Consider the following 18,780-nt stretch of genomic DNA (forward strand, 5'->3'; position numbering starts at 1 on the left):
TGAACCTTTTCCTCCCTGAAGTTATTTTTGTTGCTCCTTCGGCACCGGAATAGAAGTCCCGGCCAGCGCTGCTTCGATTTCCCGCTTTAAACCATGCCAGTTTTTATTTGTATGAGCCGCTGCGTACACTTCATCCCCAATTTGCCGAATCCAAAGACGGCGATGGTTCCAATAAGCTCCTTGCACAACGCCAATCAGAAAAATGGCTCCTCCTACCGCCAAAATCCAAAGCGTTAAATCTTTGCGCACCGTCAGCACGGAAATATCGCGCGTTTCAATTCCTTTAAACTCCATTTTAAAATCAGTTTCCCCAACCGGTTCCAGCGTCTGACGAATTGCCACAAAACTGATTTCTCCATCAGGATGTTCAGGAGAGATCATTTTAAATAAAAAGGCCGGGTTATTGGGTACTGGAGATTTCGTTTTGGGCTCGCCAGTTTCAGAGATTCCATCAAAATCAGGATAATAATTCATTATTTTCACTTTGTAGCCGCCGCCTAAATCATAGACGTCTTTCGGCTTTAATAAGTCGATGTTCACCGTGCCGACAACGTTCCCCGTCTTCTTGTTGGTTAAACCAAACGACATGGCTTTTAATTCATCTTTGCTGAAGCTATCCTGATAGAGAGCATAATGATCGAACTTCAGCGGCTTGTTCACTTGAATCTTTACTTTTTTCACCTTGGTTAGCTTTGGTGCTGCTCCCGGCAGACCTTGGTTTTCATCCCGGTACAAGACAGCATTTGTTTGATAATTCTTTACGACTCCACCGGCGCGCTCAATCGCGGCATTAAACACTTCCGGATCTTTTTCTTTATCATAGTTTTCCATAATAAATTCTTCATTTTTTAAATAATATTCCCCGTTTGTACCCGGTATTTCCATCGTAGCGCCTTCGCGGATGGTGAGCCGGTCATCGACATACATCCCATCCACTGAGCGCAGCATCGCGCCGATTAGGAAGATGATCAGTCCGATATGATTGACATAAGGGCCCCACCGCGAAAACCTGCCCTTCTCGGCCAGCAGACTCCCCTCTTCTTCCCGCAGACGGTAACGCTTGGAGGATAAATGATTTTTGACTTTCTCCCAGTCCTCCTTACTTAAACGGACTTCTTGCTTAGAAAAGAGCCGCTGTTTTTTCATAAATGAGCTATGCCGTGCGACACGCTGGTTTTTCAATGCGCGATGCAGCGGAATAACGCGGTCTAAACTGCAAATCACCAAAGAGACACCAATGGCAGCGATTAAGGCAATGAACCAAAACGAGTTATATAAATCATGAAATCCCAGCATATAATAAATCTTCCCAGCCACTCCGTAGACTTCTTCATAATATTGTTCCGGCGGCTTATTGGAAGGGATAAACTCCTTTTGCGGGAAAATGGTTCCAAATGATGCAGCAATCAATGTAAGCACAATCAGCCAAATGCCCACTTTCACAGAAGAAAAGAAATGCCATACTTTGTCAATGATGGATTTATTGAACGTTTGGGACCGCCGCGCACTACCTTCATAGCGCATATCGTGAAGTTTCTCTTGCTTAGCTTCTTCCGTAAGCGCCCGGCCGCAAGACTCGCATAAAATGGTGCCGATCGGATTCACGTGGCCGCATTCACATTTTACTTTCTGCATATTGATTTAAACTCCCTTTAATTTATGGTTTCACCTTTTCAAACAAAGCCCGAACCTGCTCTTCCTTGGTTAAGCCACCCACTACTATGTCTTCAATTTTACCCTCCGAATTAATCATAAAGGTAGCGGGAAGATTGGTCACACCGTAGGCATTTTCGACTTCCTTTGAGGTATCCAGAGCAATGGGAAAGGTTAAGCCATATTGTTCAGCAAATTTCTTCGTTTGCAGCTCAGAATCACCAACATTTACAGCAAGCACTTCCACACCTTTGTCTTTATACTCTTTGGAAACGGTTTCCATATGAGGCATTTCTTCTTTACAAGGCGCGCACCAAGTGCCCCAGAAGTTTAAAAATACCCCTTTCCCTTTATAATCCGATAATTGATGCTCTTCCCCTGATAAATCGGTCAGTACAAAATCGGGCGCTGAATCCCCCTTTTGTAAACTCCCTCTAGCTTCTTTTGTTAAATTCGTATAAAGCGTGTAGCCGACTGCCATCAATAAGATCGCCAGGATCACAGATCGCATAATCAGCCTTTTTTTCTTTTTATCCAAGAAATCATCCCCTTTGTCAGCGTAACAGGCAGCAGCCTATATATCATTCCCGTTCATAAAAATAACCAAACTGCCTTTATTATACCATTTAATCCTTTCCGCTAAAAAAATGGGTTTGAAGGATCTGTGACAATTCCCAGAATCAGCGCAGAGAACCTGTTTCTGCCAGCGTGCGCAGCCGCTTTACCTCATGGGCTGTCAGCTCGCGGTATTCTCCCGCATTTAGGCCTTTCAGATCTAAAAAGGCATATCGCTCCCGCTTCAGCTTTTGCACTTCGAAACCGATCGCTTCAAACATGCGGCGAACTTGGCGGTTCCGGCCTTCATGAATCGTTATTTCAATCAAGGCCCGCTGCTTTCTTTTATCGGCGGACAGCTCCTTTACCTTAGCTGGAGCAGTCTTTCCATCTTCAAGCTCCACTCCCGTTTCCAATTGCTTAAGCATGTGCCGCTTTGGAATTCCGTTAATTCGGGCTACATATGTTTTCTCCACTTGATAGCGCGGGTGCGTCAGAAGATTGGAAAATTCTCCGTCATTTGTCATAATCAATAAGCCGGATGTATCGTAATCAAGTCGGCCTACCGGAAAGATTCTCTCCTCGACTAAAGGAAAATAATCGGTGACTACTTTGCGATTCTTGTCATCTGATACCGCTGAAATGACACCGCGGGGCTTATAAAACAAAAAATACACCTTTTCTTGTCGTTCCACCGGGATACCGCTGACTTCCACCTTATCGGAGGCGCTTACTTTCGTACCCAATTCTTTCACTACTTGACCGTTGACTGTTACTTTTCCGTCCTTTATCCATTGCTCGGCTTTGCGCCTTGATGCAAAGCCAGCCTGTGCTATAACTTTTTGCAGCCGTTCCATTGATTTCACCTCTGTATTCTACAATATGTATCATAATGCATTATTACATAACAGCCGCAATAAGAAAAGCAAGAGACGAGGTTGCATTTGCTTCCTGCCCGGTTTTCTATTCAAAAAACAGCAAAAGCCCAAAGAGCGGTTTTTGACCATTCTTCAGGCTTGCCAATCTTATTTGCAATTTACATCATTCAAGGGAACATCCAAGCAACGATGAGCACAGCGGCAACGAAGCCAGCCGCATCCGCCAGCAGGCCCACTTTGAGCGCATCTCCCATTTTCTTAATGCCGACTGCTCCAAAATAAACGGTAAGCACATAAAAGGTCGTATCAGTGCTGCCCTGCATCACGGACGCTAATCGGCCGATCAAAGAATCGGGTCCATGCGTCGCAATTAAGTCGCTGACCATACCGAGAGCAGCTGTTCCGGAAATCGGCCGCATCAATGCCAGCGGAAAGACCTCCGGCGGCAGTCCGATCCATAGCAAAACCGGACGGACAAACTCCACCAGGCTTTCCAGCGCTCCTGATGCTCTAAAGATTGCGATCGCCACCATCATGCCAACCAAATAAGGAATGATCGATACGGCAATATGAATTCCTTCCTTTCCCCCTTCAACAAAGCTTTCATAAGTCGGCACTTTTTTGAGCGTTCCATACAGAAGGACGAACGCGATGATCAAGGGAATGATCCACATTGAAACCGCGGCAAACCACGCCATTTATTCCCCTCCATTCCGCTTGCGGCGCAAGTAAAAATAACGGTCAATTACAATGGCGAAAATCGTAGAACAAGCCGTTGCCAATAAGGTGGGCGCCACAATTTCAGCCGGCGAAGCCGAATGATAGGAGAATCGTATGGCTAAAACCGTGGTGGGAATAATCGTAATGCTTGAAGTATTAATCGCCAGAAAGGTAATCATGGACCGGCTTGCTTCACTTTTACCGCCATTTAATTTCTTCAGCTCCTCCATTGCCTTTATTCCTAAAGGAGTAGCCGCATTTCCCAACCCAAACATATTGGCCGTCATATTGGACAGAATGTACCCCATAGCCGGATGATCGGAAGGAACATCCGGAAATAATCTCTTAGCAACCGGTTTAAACAAGTGAGCAAGCTTTCGCAGCAGCCCCGCCTGCTCAGCTATTTTCATAAGTCCCAGCCAAAAGACAAGCACACTGACTAAGCCGATGCAAATAGTTACCGCTTCGCCCGCCGCTTTAAATACCGCTTCATTCACTTGCTCCATATTCCCGTTCATAGCGGCAAACAGCAGCCCCACAACCGTCATGCCTACCCATATATAATTAACCATCCGCAGCCCCACCGTTTCGGATCAAAATAACCATTCCTTCCATTTCATCCAGAAAGTTTTATTCTTTTCGTTTGGTTGATGCTGATAATAAATTGGGAGAGTGAGCACCTTTTCTTTTTTCAAATAAACTTCAGCTTGTCCGACCACTTGTGGAGCGCGGCTCTGTCGCCACTTTTTCTTCGGCTTCAGCAGCTGGTAACGAATCGATATTTCTTTCTCTTCCTTCTTGGTGAGCGGATAGAGAACATCCCTTTTCAGAAAGATTTTCCCCTTATAGAAGGAGTCATCTTTTATATCAATTTCTCCTTTTTCAAGAATGATTTTAGGATCATAGCGATCGAAGCCGAATTCATACATAGATATATGATCGTTCCAGTCGTCAGGAGCATTTAGCGTTACAGCAATTAAATCCATATCGCCTTTTGTAGCCGTCGTCACAAGTGTTCGTTTCGCTTTTTTCGTATACCCCGTTTTTCCACCTGTACAATACTCGTACTTTTCTGTAAGTAAACGATTTTTATTATGCCAAATCCGATCCCACTTTCCGCTTGGATCGGGTGAACGATATTTCTTTGTGCCAGCAACTTTTCGATATGTCGGATTCTTCATCGCATATCTGGTCAACAGCGCCATATCATAAGCCGTTGACCGGTGGCGGTCACTATCATCAAGCCCATGCGGATTCGCGAAATATGTGTTTTTCATTCCGATTTCTTTTGCTTTTTCATTCATTAAATACACAAACCCTTCTGCGCTGCCGCCGACATGTTCAGCTATGGCGATGGCCGCATCATTTCCTGACCGCAGCATCAGGCCGTATACTAAGTCTTCAAGCGGAATCTCTTCCCCTTTTTTTAAAAAAAGAGAAGAACCTTCAGTGAATACTGCTTTTTTGCTCACTTTGACTTTCTCATCCAGCTTGTCAGATTCAATTGCGATGATCGCTGTCATAATTTTCGTAATGCTGGCAATTCTCATCACCGCATGCGGATCTTTCGCATATAGCACCCGGCCGCTCTGCTGCTCGATTAAGATGGCACTAGCTGCGCTAGTATCAGCCTCCGCTGCCGAGCCAGTGGAAGTAACGAACAGCAAGAAAGCCAGAAAGATCATCGGTATTTTTTTCTTCATCCGCTTTTCTCTCCCTTGCTTATTTGTATCAGTATATGCCGTACAAGCTTATTTAGAAGATTCTTCCCAAATAAAAAAAGCGGACGCATCCGCTTTTTTTATTTTTCATTATTCAGCACTTGTTCAAATTGTTCAAAAAACAAATCCGCTTCTGTCTGTTCGTTTTCTTCCATTTCGGCCAGAGGCGGCAGCTCCGATATATCCTTCAGTCCAAAGCAGTCAAGAAACTCTTTTGTGGTACCATGTAAAATAGGACGGCCAGGTCCATCCGCCCGGCCACACTCCTTAATCAAACCTTTGGCCGTCAAGCTCTGCAGGGCCCTTTCCGTTTTCACTCCCCGGATTTCTTCAATTTCCGTCCTAGTAATTGGCTGTTTATAGGCGATGATTGCCAGCGTTTCGAGTGCTGCCTGCGATAATGATTGGGCATGACTGGATTCCACCAATTTTTTAATATAAGGAGCATGCGCTTTTTTTGTGGCCAGCTGATAAGTGCCCGCCAGTTCGATGAGAAAAATTCCCCTGTTCTCATCTTTTTCATATTGTTCCTTCAATTGATTTAAAATATCTAATGCCTCATGCTCTTCCACTTCTATCGCCTGGGCGATTTGCTTTAAGGTCAACCCTTCGTCTCCCGCGGCGAAGAGCAGGCTTTCCGTGATGCTAATCCAATTGATAAGATTCATCGGCTGCTCCCCCTTTTATCTGAACGAACAAAGAGGAGAAGTTCTCCTGCTGTTCCGCAATAATTTGATTCTGTTTCATTAATTCTAAGACAGCCAGAAAGCTGACCACCAAGCTTTCTCGATCCTCATCAGGAAAGAGATCTAAAAAGGAGATGGGGCGGCGCTTTTGCATAAGCGTCGCAAGGATTTCGTCCATCCTCTTCTCAATAGAGATTTCCTGCCGTCTTACCTTTGTTGTTACTGGACGCTTAAGCTTCTTGCGGCGTAGAAGCTTATGGAAGGCGCCGAGCATATCATATACCGTGACATTTAAGCCGGCAGCGGATGGCTCTTCTTTTTCAAAAGCCGTTAAATCACTGGGCGCTTTCGTAAAGAACTGGCCTCGTTCTTCTTCTTTCTGCTTCAATCGCTCGGCCGCTTCTTTGAATTTCTTATATTCAATCAGCTGCTCTACCAGCTCTTCGCGGGGATCATCCTCTTGCTCCCACTCTTCGGGCTCCGCTTCCTCCTCATAGGCTGGAAGCAAGGTTTTGCTTTTAATAGCTAAGAGAGTGGCTGCCATGACCAAATATTCGCTGGCTATATCCAGCTCCATTTCCTTCATCGCATGGATAAACAGCAAATATTGTTCCGTAATTTCTGCCATTGGAATATCATATATATCAATCTCTAAGCGCTGGATTAAATGCAGCAATAAATCCAGCGGCCCTTCAAATGCATCGATTTTGACTTTGTATTGCATCCATTATCACCAATTCTTTTCATTCAGTCACCAGAAAGTTCTTTTTTTAGTATAGTGGATTCAGAGAGGCTGTCCACTAAAAAGTTGATATTTGATTGAAGAACTTCCCCATGGTAAGATGTTTGTATTGTCTATTTGACTGTAGGAGGATAGTCATGTACTCTTATCCGTTGCCGTATTTGACTTTTTTATACCATTTCCATGAAGATCAAGATTATTTTGAATGCCATGAAGTATTAGAGGAATATTGGAAAGAAAGCACCGGACAGGCGCGCCCCTCTGTATGGATTGGCCTCATCCAGACCGCTGTTTCTTTGTATCATCATCGCCGCGGCAACTTCGCAGGCGCTCGCAAGCTGATGAACAAAGCATTGCTGGCCCTTGCACAATGCAAAAAGGAATTGAAGGATCTTGGAATTGACGCAGACCGGTTCACGGAAAAACTTTCCCTTCGATACCGAGAGCTGCAAAATGGCGCATCGTTTACGCCGCTGACCATACCTTTCAGCCGCCAAGATGTCATCAAGCAATACCAGCAATTCAAAAAAAGCTGTATGCCTTCCTCTCCGGAGAAACCGCAGCATTTCCTCTATCATAAGCACCGTTTAAGAAACCGTTCCGATGTGATTGCTGCCCGCAACCAATCCCTTGAGAAGCGCCGCCGTTTGAGACAGCACGCCAAGCCGTCCCCCTATTGAAAAGAGACCCGGGCTTATGCCGGGTCTTCTTCTTCACACTTATGAAAGAAATTTGATGTAGATGAAGTAGGTTTAATCTCTTTATCCGCGTGAAGCTCTTTTAACGTTCTGATCATTTTTTTGCCGATTCCCTCCTGCCGGTAGGAAGGATTGACACTGACATGCTGAATTTCAACCAGATCACCCGTAATCTTCACACCAACTGCGCCAATGATCTCTTCATCTTTCCATAAATACAGCTGCCAATCTTCCTCTTCTTCATATGACTTCATCGTCTGCTGCAACTTTTTTAAGTCTTTTTCTTCGGGCATAAATGAAAGAAGACCCATGGCAATTTTTTCAAAAGATTTTTTATAACGAATCAGCATCTTAAATCCCTCTTCAAATTGTGTTAACAACCGATATTGCTGCTATTGTCCATTTGCTTTCCGCTTTCTATGTTACTAAAGCTTATCACATTTATCAACATCGGGATTAATGTACAATAACCATCCAGTAATACAATCCCCAGCCGCCAGCGAGCAATAAGATAATCATAAACAGTAAAGCATTATTTTTCTTCATTCATCTACCCCTTTAGTTGCTTTCCCATTAGCGGTTGATGGAAAGCGTTAACGGCAAATCCAGCTTGACGAGATCCTCATAGCTCTCTCTTTTAATGACAAGTTCCGCTCGGCCATTTTCTGCAAAGACGACTGCCGGTTTCGGAATGCGATTATAGTTATTCGCCATTGCATAGCCGTAAGCCCCTGTGCAAAATACGGCTAAAATATCACCCGAGCTTGCTTTAGGAAGCGGCAGATCCCAAATGAGCATATCTCCGGATTCACAGCATTTTCCTGCAATCGATACCGTCTCCTCTACTGGCTCATTCACTCGGTTTGCCAGCACCGCTTCATATTTCGCTTCATACAGAGCCGGTCGAATATTGTCGCTCATTCCGCCATCTACTGCCAAATACTTGCGCACTTCCGGAACGACCTTTTCTGAGCCTATTTGATAAAGTGTTGTTCCAGCGTCTCCAACGAGTGACCGTCCCGGTTCAATCCAGATTTCCGGCATCGCGATTCCGCATGCCCTCGTTTTGTTCTTTACTTCATTGATAATCTCTTTTACATATTGCGAAGGTTCAAGCGGCGTGTCATCCTCCGTATAGCGAATGCCAAACCCCCCGCCAAGGTTCAAGACTTCCGCTTCAAATTGAAGGCTGGATTTCCAATCGGCGAGCTTGGCAATGATTTTTCCAGCCGCTAAGGTGAAGCCGGTCGTTTCAAAAATTTGCGAACCGATATGGCAATGAATGCCCAGCAGCTTTACCCCTCTCATCTGCATTGCCTTCCGGATGGCTTCCTCAGCTTGGCCGTTATTCAAGTCAAAACCGAACTTAGAATCCTCTTGTCCCGTTAAAATGTAATCATGCGTATGCGCTTCAATTCCCGGCGTTACACGCAAAAGAATATTCATTGCATTTCCTTGTTCGCCGCTGAGAGCCTCCAGCATGTCCAGTTCATAAAAATTATCCACTACGATACAGCCAATCCCCGCTTCGAGGGCCATCTTCATTTCTTCCCGGCTTTTGTTATTGCCGTGGAAATGAATGCGTTCGACAGGAAATCCTGCTTTTAAGGCTGTAAATAACTCCCCTCCTGAAACAACATCAAGAGACAGCCCTTCCTGATCGGCTAGCTGAATCATAGCGATAGCGGAAAATGCTTTGCTGGCATAAGCCACCTGCGCCCGAACTCCCAGATGTTCAAACGTTTCTTTAAATCCTCTTGCCCGCTGCCTTATTAAAGCGACATCATAAACGTAAAGAGGAGTACCGTATTGTTCAGCCAGACTGACTGTATCCACTCCTCCGATTTCCAAGTGGCCGTAATGATTCACACGGGCTGTTCCATATGTATGCATGCGATCGCCTCTATTCTTTAAGTCTCGGCTGCTGTCTTGTGTGAATCTCCTGAATATTCGGAAGAATAGACAGTTGAATTCGGATCAACTGTCCAGCAGCAAACCAACATCAGATTAAAAGTAATATACCATACATCCCTTTCCCGCTCAACAGGGTTATTTACCAGCCGGCTGTCTTCGCTGGTCAATCGGGTGAACAATGGAGGGCCTAAGCTTGGAGGCAGGCACTGCCTTTCTGATAAACACTTGCTTGAACGACTGGGGATCAAACGGCAAGATCGGCCATAAATACGGCGTATTTAAGGCGCGCATCCGAGCTAAATAAATAATGATGCAGGTTGACGCAATCATAAATCCCGGCACTTTAAACAGCGCCACTGCCAGCAGCAGCACTAACCTCGCTAACTTATTCGCGATGCTTAATTCATAACTCGGCGTAGCGTATGTTCCGATTGAGGCAATGGCTATATACAAGATCACTTCAGGCACAAATAAACCGACGTCAATCGCAATCTGGCCAATTAATACCGCGGCAATTAACCCCATTGCGGTCGACAGCGGTGTCGGTGTGTGAATGGCGGCAATCCGCAAGAACTCAACTCCTACATCTGCCAAGAGGATCTGAATTACAAGCGGAATATTCGTTTCCTTATTCGGTCCGATGAATTCAAGTGCTTTCGGCAGCAATTCCGGCTGAAGCGCTACAAGCAGCCACAGCGGCAGCAAAAATAGAGAAGCCAGAACACCGCCAAAACGGAGCCAGCGAATAAAGGTGCCGACAGCAGGTGCCTGCCTGTATTCCTCGGCATGCTGCAAATGGTGAAAGAAAGTTGCCGGCAAAATAATCACGCTCGGGGAGGTATCGACAAATAACAGTACATGGCCTTCGAGCAAATGAACAGCTCCAATGTCTGCTCTTTCCGTATATCGTACGATCGGATAAGGATTGTAGCCTTGTTTCACAATAAATTCTTCTATTGTTTTGTCGGCCATGGGAATGCCGTCCACACAAATCGACGAAAGCTCTTGCTTCACTAACGCCACAAGATCCGGATCGGCCACCCCATCGATATAACCGATAGCGACATCGGTTTTGGAGCGTGTACCTACTTTTGTCATCTCAAACCGCAAGCGTCCGTCTCTAATTCTTCTTCTTGTTAAAGCAGTGTTCACAATAATATTCTCCACATATCCATCCCTGGAGCCCCGAACAACTTTTTCGGTGTCCGGCTCTTCCGGCTGTCTTCCCGGATAGCTGCGGACATCCACTATATAAGCGGCCTCCTCGTTTTCTGCGACGATGGCAATTAAGCCGGATAATACTTGATCGAGCGCTTGATCCAATGACTCTACCCGGCTCACTGATTGATGAGCTAAGCGGTTTTCAATAATATCGCCAACTCGAGAGCTTCTTCTCTCCAAATCATTTAACTGTGTTAATTCGGTCAGCAGCTCGATGATAAAGAGTGTGTCACACAAACCATTCACATAGTAGACATGTACTTTCTTCCCTAAAATGTTAAATTGGCGAACACCTGTATCAAAGCTTTTTCCAAGCCCGAGCTTCTCTTCCATCAGCCGATCCATTTCCTTAGGGTCCCTCGGTATCCTTTGTTCAATTTCCTTCATGAATAAACCTCCCTGCTTCACGTTTCCTTCATTACAGCTTCACATAGTAGAGCCAGTGAAATAAGGATCCCGCGACCTTTCCAAGCGCGATTGCCATCATCAGCGCAATAATCCATTCATAAACGCCGATCCGCTTTGCCAGTGTGGGAAAAACATTCAGAACCTCGGTCAGAGCCGCCGCCAACATTCCGATGAACATCCCGCTTAATAAACCGATGGGCGCCATAACAGCGGCATTTGCAGCCAGCTGCACCGGGAACAGGCTGATTGTTGTCCCCGCAAGCACTCCCATGATTACCGCCCATTCGTATTCTCTAATTCTGCAGAAAGATTTCGTCAGCTGCATTAGCCGCGGAATAATTCCCAGCACGGTAATAAAAGCCACGTACCCTGCTCCTACCGACAGCCCTCCCGCTAAACCGATAATTATGAGCGTAAGGTTATGAACGGTAGCCACGATAAATCCTGCTTTCTTTTTGTTCATTTAAAATGACATACTGATTAATCTCTTGCTGGTACTTAAACATTTCTATTTCTAGGGGGCTGGGCTCTTCATTGAACCGCTTTTTAAATAAGTGGTTGAAAAACAAGATCATTCCCGCTCCCAGGCCAATCGAATAAGGAATTTGAAAAACAAGCGGCTGCTCCGTTTGTTCACCGGTCACCAATTCGTACAGCTTAATATGAACCGCCTGCATGCTGACATCTTCATGAAAATTCATAATCGTTAACGCTGCTCCGATAAAAAGCAGCCACCAAACGAAGATGAACAGCGGAAACGAGGATTTCTTAGCAGGAGGAGCCGTGTCAATGATCGTTTGCGCCGGTCCGATAAGCTGGATGTCCGCCTCCGGCCATTGCTGAAGCAATTTCTCTACGATTGCCATGGCTTCAATAATAATAATTTGCTTGTCCTCTGGCCGAATTTGATAAATTTCCACATAAAGAAGAGCGGGCAATAAACTCTCGGGCGCAATAACTTGAGCAATGTCTTTCAGTTTCACGTTCGTATTCATATGAAGATGAATGCGATGCCGCAACCTGATGTATATGGAGGTTTCCATCCTTCTCCCACCCTGTATTCAATGATTGTATTTGTTAGTATGAACCAAATACAATCATTCATGCGAACATTTCCTCGGCGGGAAAGAAAGCACGGCAAAAAGCCAGCTTTCACTTACTCAGCTGACAGCTGGGAAGGGAAACTGGCTTCAATGAAATAGGAACCTTGTCTGTCTAGGTGGATTTCATCTTCTCTTTCATCTCGATTAAAATTTTCTTCTCCAGCCTGGACACTTGCACTTGAGAAATGCCCAGCCGGCCTGCGACCTCAGATTGCGTTTGATCTTTATAGTAACGCAAATAAACAATCAGCCTTTCTCTTTCATTCAACTCTCTGATGGCTTCTTTTAAGGCGATTTGATCAAACCACTGCTGACTGTTTTTATCCGCCATCTGATCAAGAAGAGTGATCGGATCGCCATCATTTTCATAAATCGTTTCATGAATGGATGATGGGGAGCGCCCGGCTTCTTGAGCCATAATGGCTTCTTCAGCCGAAATATCCAGATGATCGGCTACTTCATGAATCGTGGGCGATCGGCCGTGCAGCTTCAATAGTTCATCCCTCGCCCTGCGGATTTTATTCCCTGTCTCCTTGAGTGAACGACTGACCTTTACCGATCCGTCATCGCGAATAAACCGCTGAATTTCACCGATAATCATCGGTACCGCGTAAGTAGAGAATTTAACGTCATAGCTTAAATCGAATTTATCAACGGACTTCAACAAACCGATACAGCCGATTTGAAATAAATCATCCGGGTCGTATCCTCGATTCAAAAAACGCTGAACCACGGACCAGACAAGCCGCATATTCCTCTCAATGATCGTGTCTCTCGCTTCCTGGCTTCCATCTTGGCTTTCTTTAATCAGCTTTTTCAGCTCAGCATCCGGTAAGATTTCCAACTTTTCTTTTTTTGTTTCAACATCCATTGCTTGGCCCCTTAATTGCAATATGCTTTTTTATTGGCAATTTGCTTTTTTAATCGAAGAACGGTGCCTGATCCTTGATGTGAAATCACTTCCACTTCATCCATAAAATTCTCCATGATGGTAAAGCCCATTCCCGATCTCTCAAGCTCAGGCTTCGTCGTAAATAAAGGTTCTCTTGCTTCATCCACATTAGCCATGCCGACTCCCTCATCACGAATCACAATATCGACCACTCCGTCTTCCATTACAACGGATATATAGACCATTCCGGCCGGGTTTCCTTCATAGCCGTGGATGATAGCATTGGTGACCGCCTCTGATACAACGGTTTTGATTTCCGTTAACTCTTCCATCGTCGGATCCATCTGCGCAATAAAAGCTGCGACTGTGACCCGCGCAAAAGCCTCGTTTTGACTAAGCGCGCTAAACTGAACATTCATTTCATTTCTCATACTACGCCGCCCCCAATCGTTCAAGCGCTTGTTGTTCAGATGTTTCCATGCGAACGATTTTAAATAACCCGGACATCTCAAACAGCCTTTTCACCGCTGGAGAAATCGCACATACGACCATTTCTCCGTTTTTCTGCTTTATATGCTTATATCTGCCTAAAATCACACCAAGCCCTGAACTGTCCATAAAGGTTAAATCCCCAAGGTTTAAAACAATATGACGAATCTCTTCTCCCTCAATTGCCTCACTTGCTTGTTCGCGAAGTGATTCCGCTGTATGATGATCGAGCTCACCGATCAGCCGCAGACAAAGAATATGATCAACCACTTCCATTTCAACTGTTAAGCCCATGTTTTATCCCCCTTTTACGTTGATAACATGCTATTCGACGATGTTTCTGCTCAATCCTCCCGCTTGACAAAACTAGAATGAATTCGCTAAAAGCTGTGCTTATTCATCATTTGTTTTAGTAAATGCGTGAAATACCTTTTTATAAAATTGCCACCAGCTTGCTTTGTCAACGTCTTCTTTCGCGATCAAGGAAGTTTTAGAAACCGTCTGGCCATTTTGCAAAATTTTCAACTCACCTAATTTGTCTCCCTTTTTCACAGGGGCATGAATATCGCCTTTCAATTGGATCTGTTGCTGATAGCCTTTGTTTTTCTCTCCTTGTCTCTTTAATATGGACAGCTTTTCACCCGTTTCTAGACGGACTGTATTCTTATGTCCTTTCGCCACATTTGCATGGGTGATTTCTTTGCCCTTTTCATAGAGCGGCTTTACCATGTATTGATGGAAACCATAATCCATCAGCTTTGTTATTTGCTCATTGCGTTCTTTCGGGGTCGGAGCGCCAAATACGACCGCAATCAGCCGCATATTTCCCTTTTTTGCCGTTGTCGTTAAGCAGTACTTCGCTTCATTGGTGAACCCTGTTTTCAGTCCGTCTACCCCAGGGTAAAATTTAATCAGACGATTCGTATTCACAAGCCAGAACTTTTTGTCGCTGTCATTTCGCAAATAAGCTTCGTAAGTCCCCGTAAATTCAGTGATCCCTTTATGCTTCAGCAGCTCTTTCGCCATCTTGGCCATATCATAAGCGGAGCTGTAATGTCCCGCTTCTGGCAGGCCTGTGGCGTTTTTAAATTGCGTTTGTTTCAACCCGAGCTTTTTCGCTTTTTGATTCATCAATTCAACGAATCTTTCTTCACTGCCGGCAACGCGTTCAGCCATAGCGACAGAAGCATCATTTGCCGAACCGATGGCAATTCCCTGCATCATTTCTGTGACAGTCATTTCTTCCCCAGGCTCCAAAAATATTTGCGAACCGCCCATCGATGCAGCATGATCGCTTGTTCGGACCTTTTCATCCCAAGTTAATTTCTTCTGTTCAATCGCTTCCATGATAAGCAGCATCGTCATAATCTTTGTCATTGAGGCAGGGGGCAGCGGTTTATGACTATTTTTTTCATACAGTACCGCACCGGTATCCTGCTCAAGCAAAATCGCCGATTTGACATTCTCTGCCATGCCCTTCTCTGCCGGTGCTTCTTCCGCAAAAGCAGAAAGAGGAACATATTGCCCGATGAATAGAACTGTTATGAATAATAGGAATCTTCTCCTCATGATCCAATAACCTCCAATAAAATTGTTAAATTCATACGATATAATCCCATTTTTTCCAATCGAGAGGTTTTTATACAAAAAAAGAAGCACCCTTTTGCGGATGCTTCTTTTTTGTGCAATGCAGCTAAGTCCCGTTATTCTTTTGTAATTTCTTGGTGAACGAGCACCGGCGGAGCAACGGCTTCTTTCGCAAGTATTATGCTTTTATACAATTCTTCTTTTACTTGCGAGATTTCTTCACGATTGCTGTAAATCGTAACGAGAGAATCGCCGGCGTTAACGTGATCGCCGATTTTCTTATTCAGCATTAATCCGACAGCCAAATCTATCTCTGAATCTTTCGTCGCCCGGCCGGCTCCCAGCCACATGGCTGCCGTGCCAACATGGTCGGCAATGATCTCTGCAACGTACCCTTCTTCTTTCGCAGGCAGTTCGAATTTGTAAGCAGCTTGCGGAAGCTTGCTTGGATCGTCAACGATGGAACCATCTCCGCCCTGGGCTTCTATAAAGACTCTAAATTTCTCAAGAGCCTCGCCGTTGTTAATTACTTTCAACAGCATTTGTCTCGCATCTTCCAACGATTCAGCGAGACCCGCCGCATAAACCATATGGCTTCCGAGAACTAAGCAAAGCTCCGTTAAATCCTCAGGCCCTTCTCCTTTAAGCGTATCAATAGCCTCTCTTACCTCCAAAGCATTGCCGATGGCAAATCCCAGCGGCTGGCTCATGTCGGAGATCACGGCCATTGTTTTGCGGCCGACATTATTTCCGATGTTGACCATTGCTTGAGCAAGGGCGCGTGAATCTTCAAGGGTTTTCACGAGAGCACCTGCTCCTGTTTTCACATCCAGCACGATCGCATCCGCGCCGGCTGCAATTTTTTTGCTCATGATAGAGCTGGCAATCAGCGGAATGCTGTTGACTGTCCCTGTCACATCCCGCAGCGCATATAATTTCTTGTCGGCAGGGGTTAAATTGCCGGTTTGTCCGACAACCGCTATTTTATTTTTGTTGACGAGCTCGATAAACTCATCGCTCGTGATTTCCACATGGAAGCCCTCGATCGATTCCAGTTTATCAATCGTACCGCCTGTATGCCCCAGTCCGCGGCCGCTCATTTTGGCAACCGGCACGCCTGCAGCCGCGACGAGCGGCCCAAGAACTAATGTGGTTGTATCTCCTACGCCTCCGGTGGAATGCTTATCCACTTTCACGCCTTCTATGGCAGATAAATCAATCTGATCGCCTGAAGCAACCATCGCCATTGTCAAATCCGCCAGCTCTGCTGCTGTCATCCCTTTAAAGTAGATCGCCATTAATAAAGAGCTGATCTGATAATCAGGGATGCTTCCGTCCGTATAGCCTTCTACAATAAATTGAATTTCCTCCGCAGTCAGTTCCTCTCCATCGCGTTTCTTTTGAATTAAGTCCACCATTCTCATACAACCACCGCCCTTTACATCGTTTTAATCATTTCCTTGACGTATCGCAGAAAATCAGCCCGCACCTTCTCTGTTGTTTCTATTACTTCCGTATGAGTAAGCGGCTGGTCTAAGATGCCGGCCGCCATATTGGAAATGCAGGAAATACCGAGCACCTCTAAGCCGCTGTGGCGCGCCACGATTACCTCTGGCACAGTGGACATGCCCACAGCATCGCCGCCAATCGTTCTAGCAAGGCGCACTTCAGCCGGTGTTTCGTATGCTGGGCCTGTATTTCCGACATAGACGCCTTCTTGAACCTTTAAATGAATACTGGCTGCTACATCTTTTGCCAGCTGCCGCAGCTTTTTGCTGTATGCTTCCGACATATCAGGGAATCGTACGCCAAGACGGCTGTCATTCGGTCCGATCAATGGATTGCCGCCCATCATGTTGATATGATCCGCAATGATCATCAAATCTCCCGGCTGAAATGACTCATTCACGCCTCCAGCCGCATTCGTTACGATAAGCGTCTCCACACCGAGCGCTTTCATAACGCGCACAGGAAATGTTACCTGATCAAAAGAATAGCCTTCATAAAAATGAAAGCGGCCCTGCATAGCGACAACTTCCTTTCCGGATAGTGTGCCGAATACGAGCTGGCCGGCATGGCCTTCCACCGTTGAAATCGGAAAATCCGGAATATCACTATATGGCACTTTTACAGCCTTTTCTATTTCATTGGCCAGTACGCCTAGCCCCGATCCTAAAATCAGCCCTATTTTCGGGCTCTTTTGACTGGTCTTCTCCAGATAGGCCGCCGCCTTTTCTATCATTTCTACATTCATATTCGATTCCCCTTACTTTAAATCTTTTAAGAAGCTTGTACCATATTTCGGCAGCTTGATACCGAAATTCTCTGCCACCGTCGCGCCAATATCGGCAAATGTATTTCGGAGCGGAAGTTCTTTACCACTTTCAAAACGTTTTGAATAGACTAAAAGCGGCACATATTCTCGCGTATGGTCCGTTCCGTGGTGAACCGGATCATTTCCGTGGTCAGCTGTAATGATCAGCAAATCATCATCCGTCATTTTTTCCAGCACCTCTGGCAGTCTGGCATCAAATTCTTCCAGCGCCCGCCCATATCCTTCCGGGTCGCGGCGATGGCCATACAGAGCGTCAAAATCTACAAGGTTGACAAAGCTTAATCCGGTGAATTCCTTGTCAAACACTTGAATAAACCGATCCATTCCATCCATATTCGAGACGGTTCGAATCGCTTCTGTAACGCCCTCCCCGTCATAAATATCCGAAATTTTTCCGATGGCGATTACGTCGAAGCCGCTATCTTTCAGTTCGTTCATCACCGTGCGTTCAAACGGCTTTAACGCGTAGTCATGCCGGTTGGCTGTGCGGGTAAACGCTCCTGGAGTGCCGATGAACGGACGGGCAATGATGCGCCCCACCATATATTTCTCATTCATCGTCAGCTCTCGCGCGATCTCACAAATTCGGTATAATTCCTCTAACGGAACGACTTCTTCATGGGCGGCAATTTGCAAAACGGAATCTGCGGATGTGTACACGATGAGCGCGCCTGTTTCCATGTGCTCCTTGCCAAGTTCATCAAGAATAACCGTGCCGCTTGCCGGTTTGTTTCCGATAACCTTTCTTCCCGTTCTTTCCTCAAGCTCCTGAATTAATTCATCAGGGAAGCCTTCCGGAAACACTTGAAAAGGCGTCTGAATATTCAGGCCCATAATTTCCCAATGACCGGTCATGGTGTCTTTTCCATTGGAGGCTTCCTGCATTTTCGTATAATAAGCGAGCGGTTTCTCGGCTTTCTCCAGCCCTTTAATCGGACGGATATTGGCCAGGCCCAGCTTCGCCATGTTCGGCATCTTTAAGCCATTCATGTTCTCTGCGATATGCCCAAGCGTGTCTGCCCCTAAATCATTAAACCTTTGTGCATCCGGCGCTTCTCCGATTCCTACTGAATCCATCACCATTAAATGGATACGATTGTATGTAGTGGCTGCCACATGAATTCCTCCTTTTCTCTTGCTTACTGAACATGTTACCCCTTTATTGTTTAAATAATCCA

General features: G+C 45.6%; 21 protein-coding genes. 1 reads left to right on the forward strand and 20 read right to left on the reverse strand.

What is annotated here, in order from left to right; translation table 11 throughout:
* Nucleotides 1–21: 21 nt before the first annotated feature.
* The 8 genes from resB to CEF20_RS08830 form a co-directional block, all read right to left on the reverse strand.
* Nucleotides 22–1,635, reverse strand: a complete 1,614-nt coding sequence (gene resB, locus CEF20_RS08795; protein ID WP_100331455.1) for a cytochrome c biogenesis protein ResB — start codon at nt 1,633–1,635, stop codon at nt 22–24.
* Between the two features lie 22 nt (nt 1,636–1,657).
* Nucleotides 1,658–2,191 (reverse strand): thiol-disulfide oxidoreductase ResA, encoded by a 534-nt coding sequence (resA, locus tag CEF20_RS08800; RefSeq protein WP_100331456.1) that lies wholly within the window; start codon nt 2,189–2,191, stop codon nt 1,658–1,660.
* A gap of 142 nt (nt 2,192–2,333) precedes the next feature.
* On the reverse strand, nt 2,334–3,065 hold the full coding sequence (locus CEF20_RS08805) for a pseudouridine synthase (protein WP_100331457.1): 732 nt from the start codon (nt 3,063–3,065) through the stop codon (nt 2,334–2,336).
* 188 nt (nt 3,066–3,253) lie between these two features.
* Nucleotides 3,254–3,784 (reverse strand): spore maturation protein, encoded by a 531-nt coding sequence (locus CEF20_RS08810; RefSeq protein ID WP_100331458.1) that lies wholly within the window; start codon nt 3,782–3,784, stop codon nt 3,254–3,256.
* The gene (locus tag CEF20_RS08815) at nt 3,785–4,378 is read right to left on the reverse strand and encodes a nucleoside recognition domain-containing protein (RefSeq protein WP_100331459.1); all 594 of its coding nucleotides are present in this window, start codon (nt 4,376–4,378) and stop codon (nt 3,785–3,787) included. It lies immediately after the preceding gene.
* Between the two features lie 21 nt (nt 4,379–4,399).
* On the reverse strand, nt 4,400–5,509 hold the full coding sequence (locus tag CEF20_RS08820) for a D-alanyl-D-alanine carboxypeptidase family protein (protein ID WP_100331460.1): 1,110 nt from the start codon (nt 5,507–5,509) through the stop codon (nt 4,400–4,402).
* A 98-nt stretch (nt 5,510–5,607) separates the two neighbouring features.
* The gene (gene scpB, locus CEF20_RS08825; RefSeq protein WP_100331461.1) at nt 5,608–6,195 is read right to left on the reverse strand and encodes an SMC-Scp complex subunit ScpB; all 588 of its coding nucleotides are present in this window, start codon (nt 6,193–6,195) and stop codon (nt 5,608–5,610) included.
* A complete protein-coding gene (locus CEF20_RS08830; RefSeq protein WP_100331462.1) occupies nt 6,173–6,937 on the reverse strand; it encodes a segregation/condensation protein A in 765 nt (254 codons plus the stop codon). Before CEF20_RS08830 ends, scpB begins: the two co-directional genes overlap by 23 nt.
* A 155-nt stretch (nt 6,938–7,092) precedes the next feature.
* On the opposite strand from CEF20_RS08830, the gene CEF20_RS08835 reads away from it, so the two are divergent.
* Nucleotides 7,093–7,635, forward strand: a complete 543-nt coding sequence (locus CEF20_RS08835; protein WP_157796233.1) for a DUF309 domain-containing protein — start codon at nt 7,093–7,095, stop codon at nt 7,633–7,635.
* 14 nt (nt 7,636–7,649) lie between these two features.
* Here the strand turns inward: CEF20_RS08835 and CEF20_RS08840 are convergent, their stop codons facing one another.
* From CEF20_RS08840 to deoB, 12 genes are all read right to left on the reverse strand, one after another.
* The gene (locus CEF20_RS08840) at nt 7,650–8,003 is read right to left on the reverse strand and encodes a GNAT family N-acetyltransferase (RefSeq protein ID WP_100331464.1); all 354 of its coding nucleotides are present in this window, start codon (nt 8,001–8,003) and stop codon (nt 7,650–7,652) included.
* Between the two features lie 223 nt (nt 8,004–8,226).
* Nucleotides 8,227–9,546: a diaminopimelate decarboxylase gene (gene lysA / locus CEF20_RS08845; protein WP_100331465.1), complete on the reverse strand. Its 1,320-nt coding sequence runs from the start codon at nt 9,544–9,546 to the stop codon at nt 8,227–8,229.
* Nucleotides 9,547–9,702: 156 nt separating this feature from the next.
* Nucleotides 9,703–11,133 carry a spore germination protein gene (locus tag CEF20_RS08850; RefSeq protein WP_408607809.1) on the reverse strand — a complete coding sequence of 477 codons (1,431 nt, stop codon included), beginning with the start codon at nt 11,131–11,133 and terminating at the stop codon, nt 9,703–9,705.
* Between the two features lie 73 nt (nt 11,134–11,206).
* On the reverse strand, nt 11,207–11,659 hold the full coding sequence (locus CEF20_RS08855) for a stage V sporulation protein AB (protein ID WP_100331466.1): 453 nt from the start codon (nt 11,657–11,659) through the stop codon (nt 11,207–11,209).
* Nucleotides 11,616–12,239 (reverse strand): stage V sporulation protein AA, encoded by a 624-nt coding sequence (locus CEF20_RS08860; RefSeq protein WP_100331467.1) that lies wholly within the window; start codon nt 12,237–12,239, stop codon nt 11,616–11,618. The genes CEF20_RS08855 and CEF20_RS08860 overlap by 44 nt, the downstream gene beginning before the upstream one ends.
* Nucleotides 12,240–12,411: 172 nt before the next feature.
* Nucleotides 12,412–13,170, reverse strand: a complete 759-nt coding sequence (gene sigF, locus CEF20_RS08865) for an RNA polymerase sporulation sigma factor SigF (protein WP_100331468.1) — start codon at nt 13,168–13,170, stop codon at nt 12,412–12,414.
* Between the two features lie 11 nt (nt 13,171–13,181).
* The gene (gene spoIIAB / locus CEF20_RS08870) at nt 13,182–13,622 is read right to left on the reverse strand and encodes an anti-sigma F factor (RefSeq protein ID WP_100331469.1); all 441 of its coding nucleotides are present in this window, start codon (nt 13,620–13,622) and stop codon (nt 13,182–13,184) included.
* Between the two features lies 1 nt (nt 13,623).
* The gene (gene spoIIAA / locus CEF20_RS08875; RefSeq protein ID WP_100331470.1) at nt 13,624–13,974 is read right to left on the reverse strand and encodes an anti-sigma F factor antagonist; all 351 of its coding nucleotides are present in this window, start codon (nt 13,972–13,974) and stop codon (nt 13,624–13,626) included.
* Nucleotides 13,975–14,073: 99 nt separating this feature from the next.
* The gene (locus CEF20_RS08880; RefSeq protein WP_100331471.1) at nt 14,074–15,249 is read right to left on the reverse strand and encodes a D-alanyl-D-alanine carboxypeptidase family protein; all 1,176 of its coding nucleotides are present in this window, start codon (nt 15,247–15,249) and stop codon (nt 14,074–14,076) included.
* A gap of 134 nt (nt 15,250–15,383) precedes the next feature.
* Nucleotides 15,384–16,691 carry a pyrimidine-nucleoside phosphorylase gene (locus CEF20_RS08885; protein WP_100331472.1) on the reverse strand — a complete coding sequence of 436 codons (1,308 nt, stop codon included), beginning with the start codon at nt 16,689–16,691 and terminating at the stop codon, nt 15,384–15,386.
* A 14-nt stretch (nt 16,692–16,705) separates the two neighbouring features.
* Complete coding sequence (locus CEF20_RS08890) at nt 16,706–17,521, reverse strand: purine-nucleoside phosphorylase (protein WP_100331473.1); 816 nt, start codon at nt 17,519–17,521, stop codon at nt 16,706–16,708.
* 12 nt (nt 17,522–17,533) lie between these two features.
* Nucleotides 17,534–18,718, reverse strand: coding sequence for a phosphopentomutase (gene deoB / locus CEF20_RS08895; RefSeq protein ID WP_100331474.1), 1,185 nt, complete (start codon nt 18,716–18,718; stop codon nt 17,534–17,536).
* Nucleotides 18,719–18,780: the final 62 nt, after the last annotated feature.

It is taken from the genome of Bacillus xiapuensis (assembly GCF_002797355.1).
Lineage (GTDB): Bacteria > Bacillota > Bacilli > Bacillales > Domibacillaceae > Bacillus_CE > Bacillus_CE xiapuensis.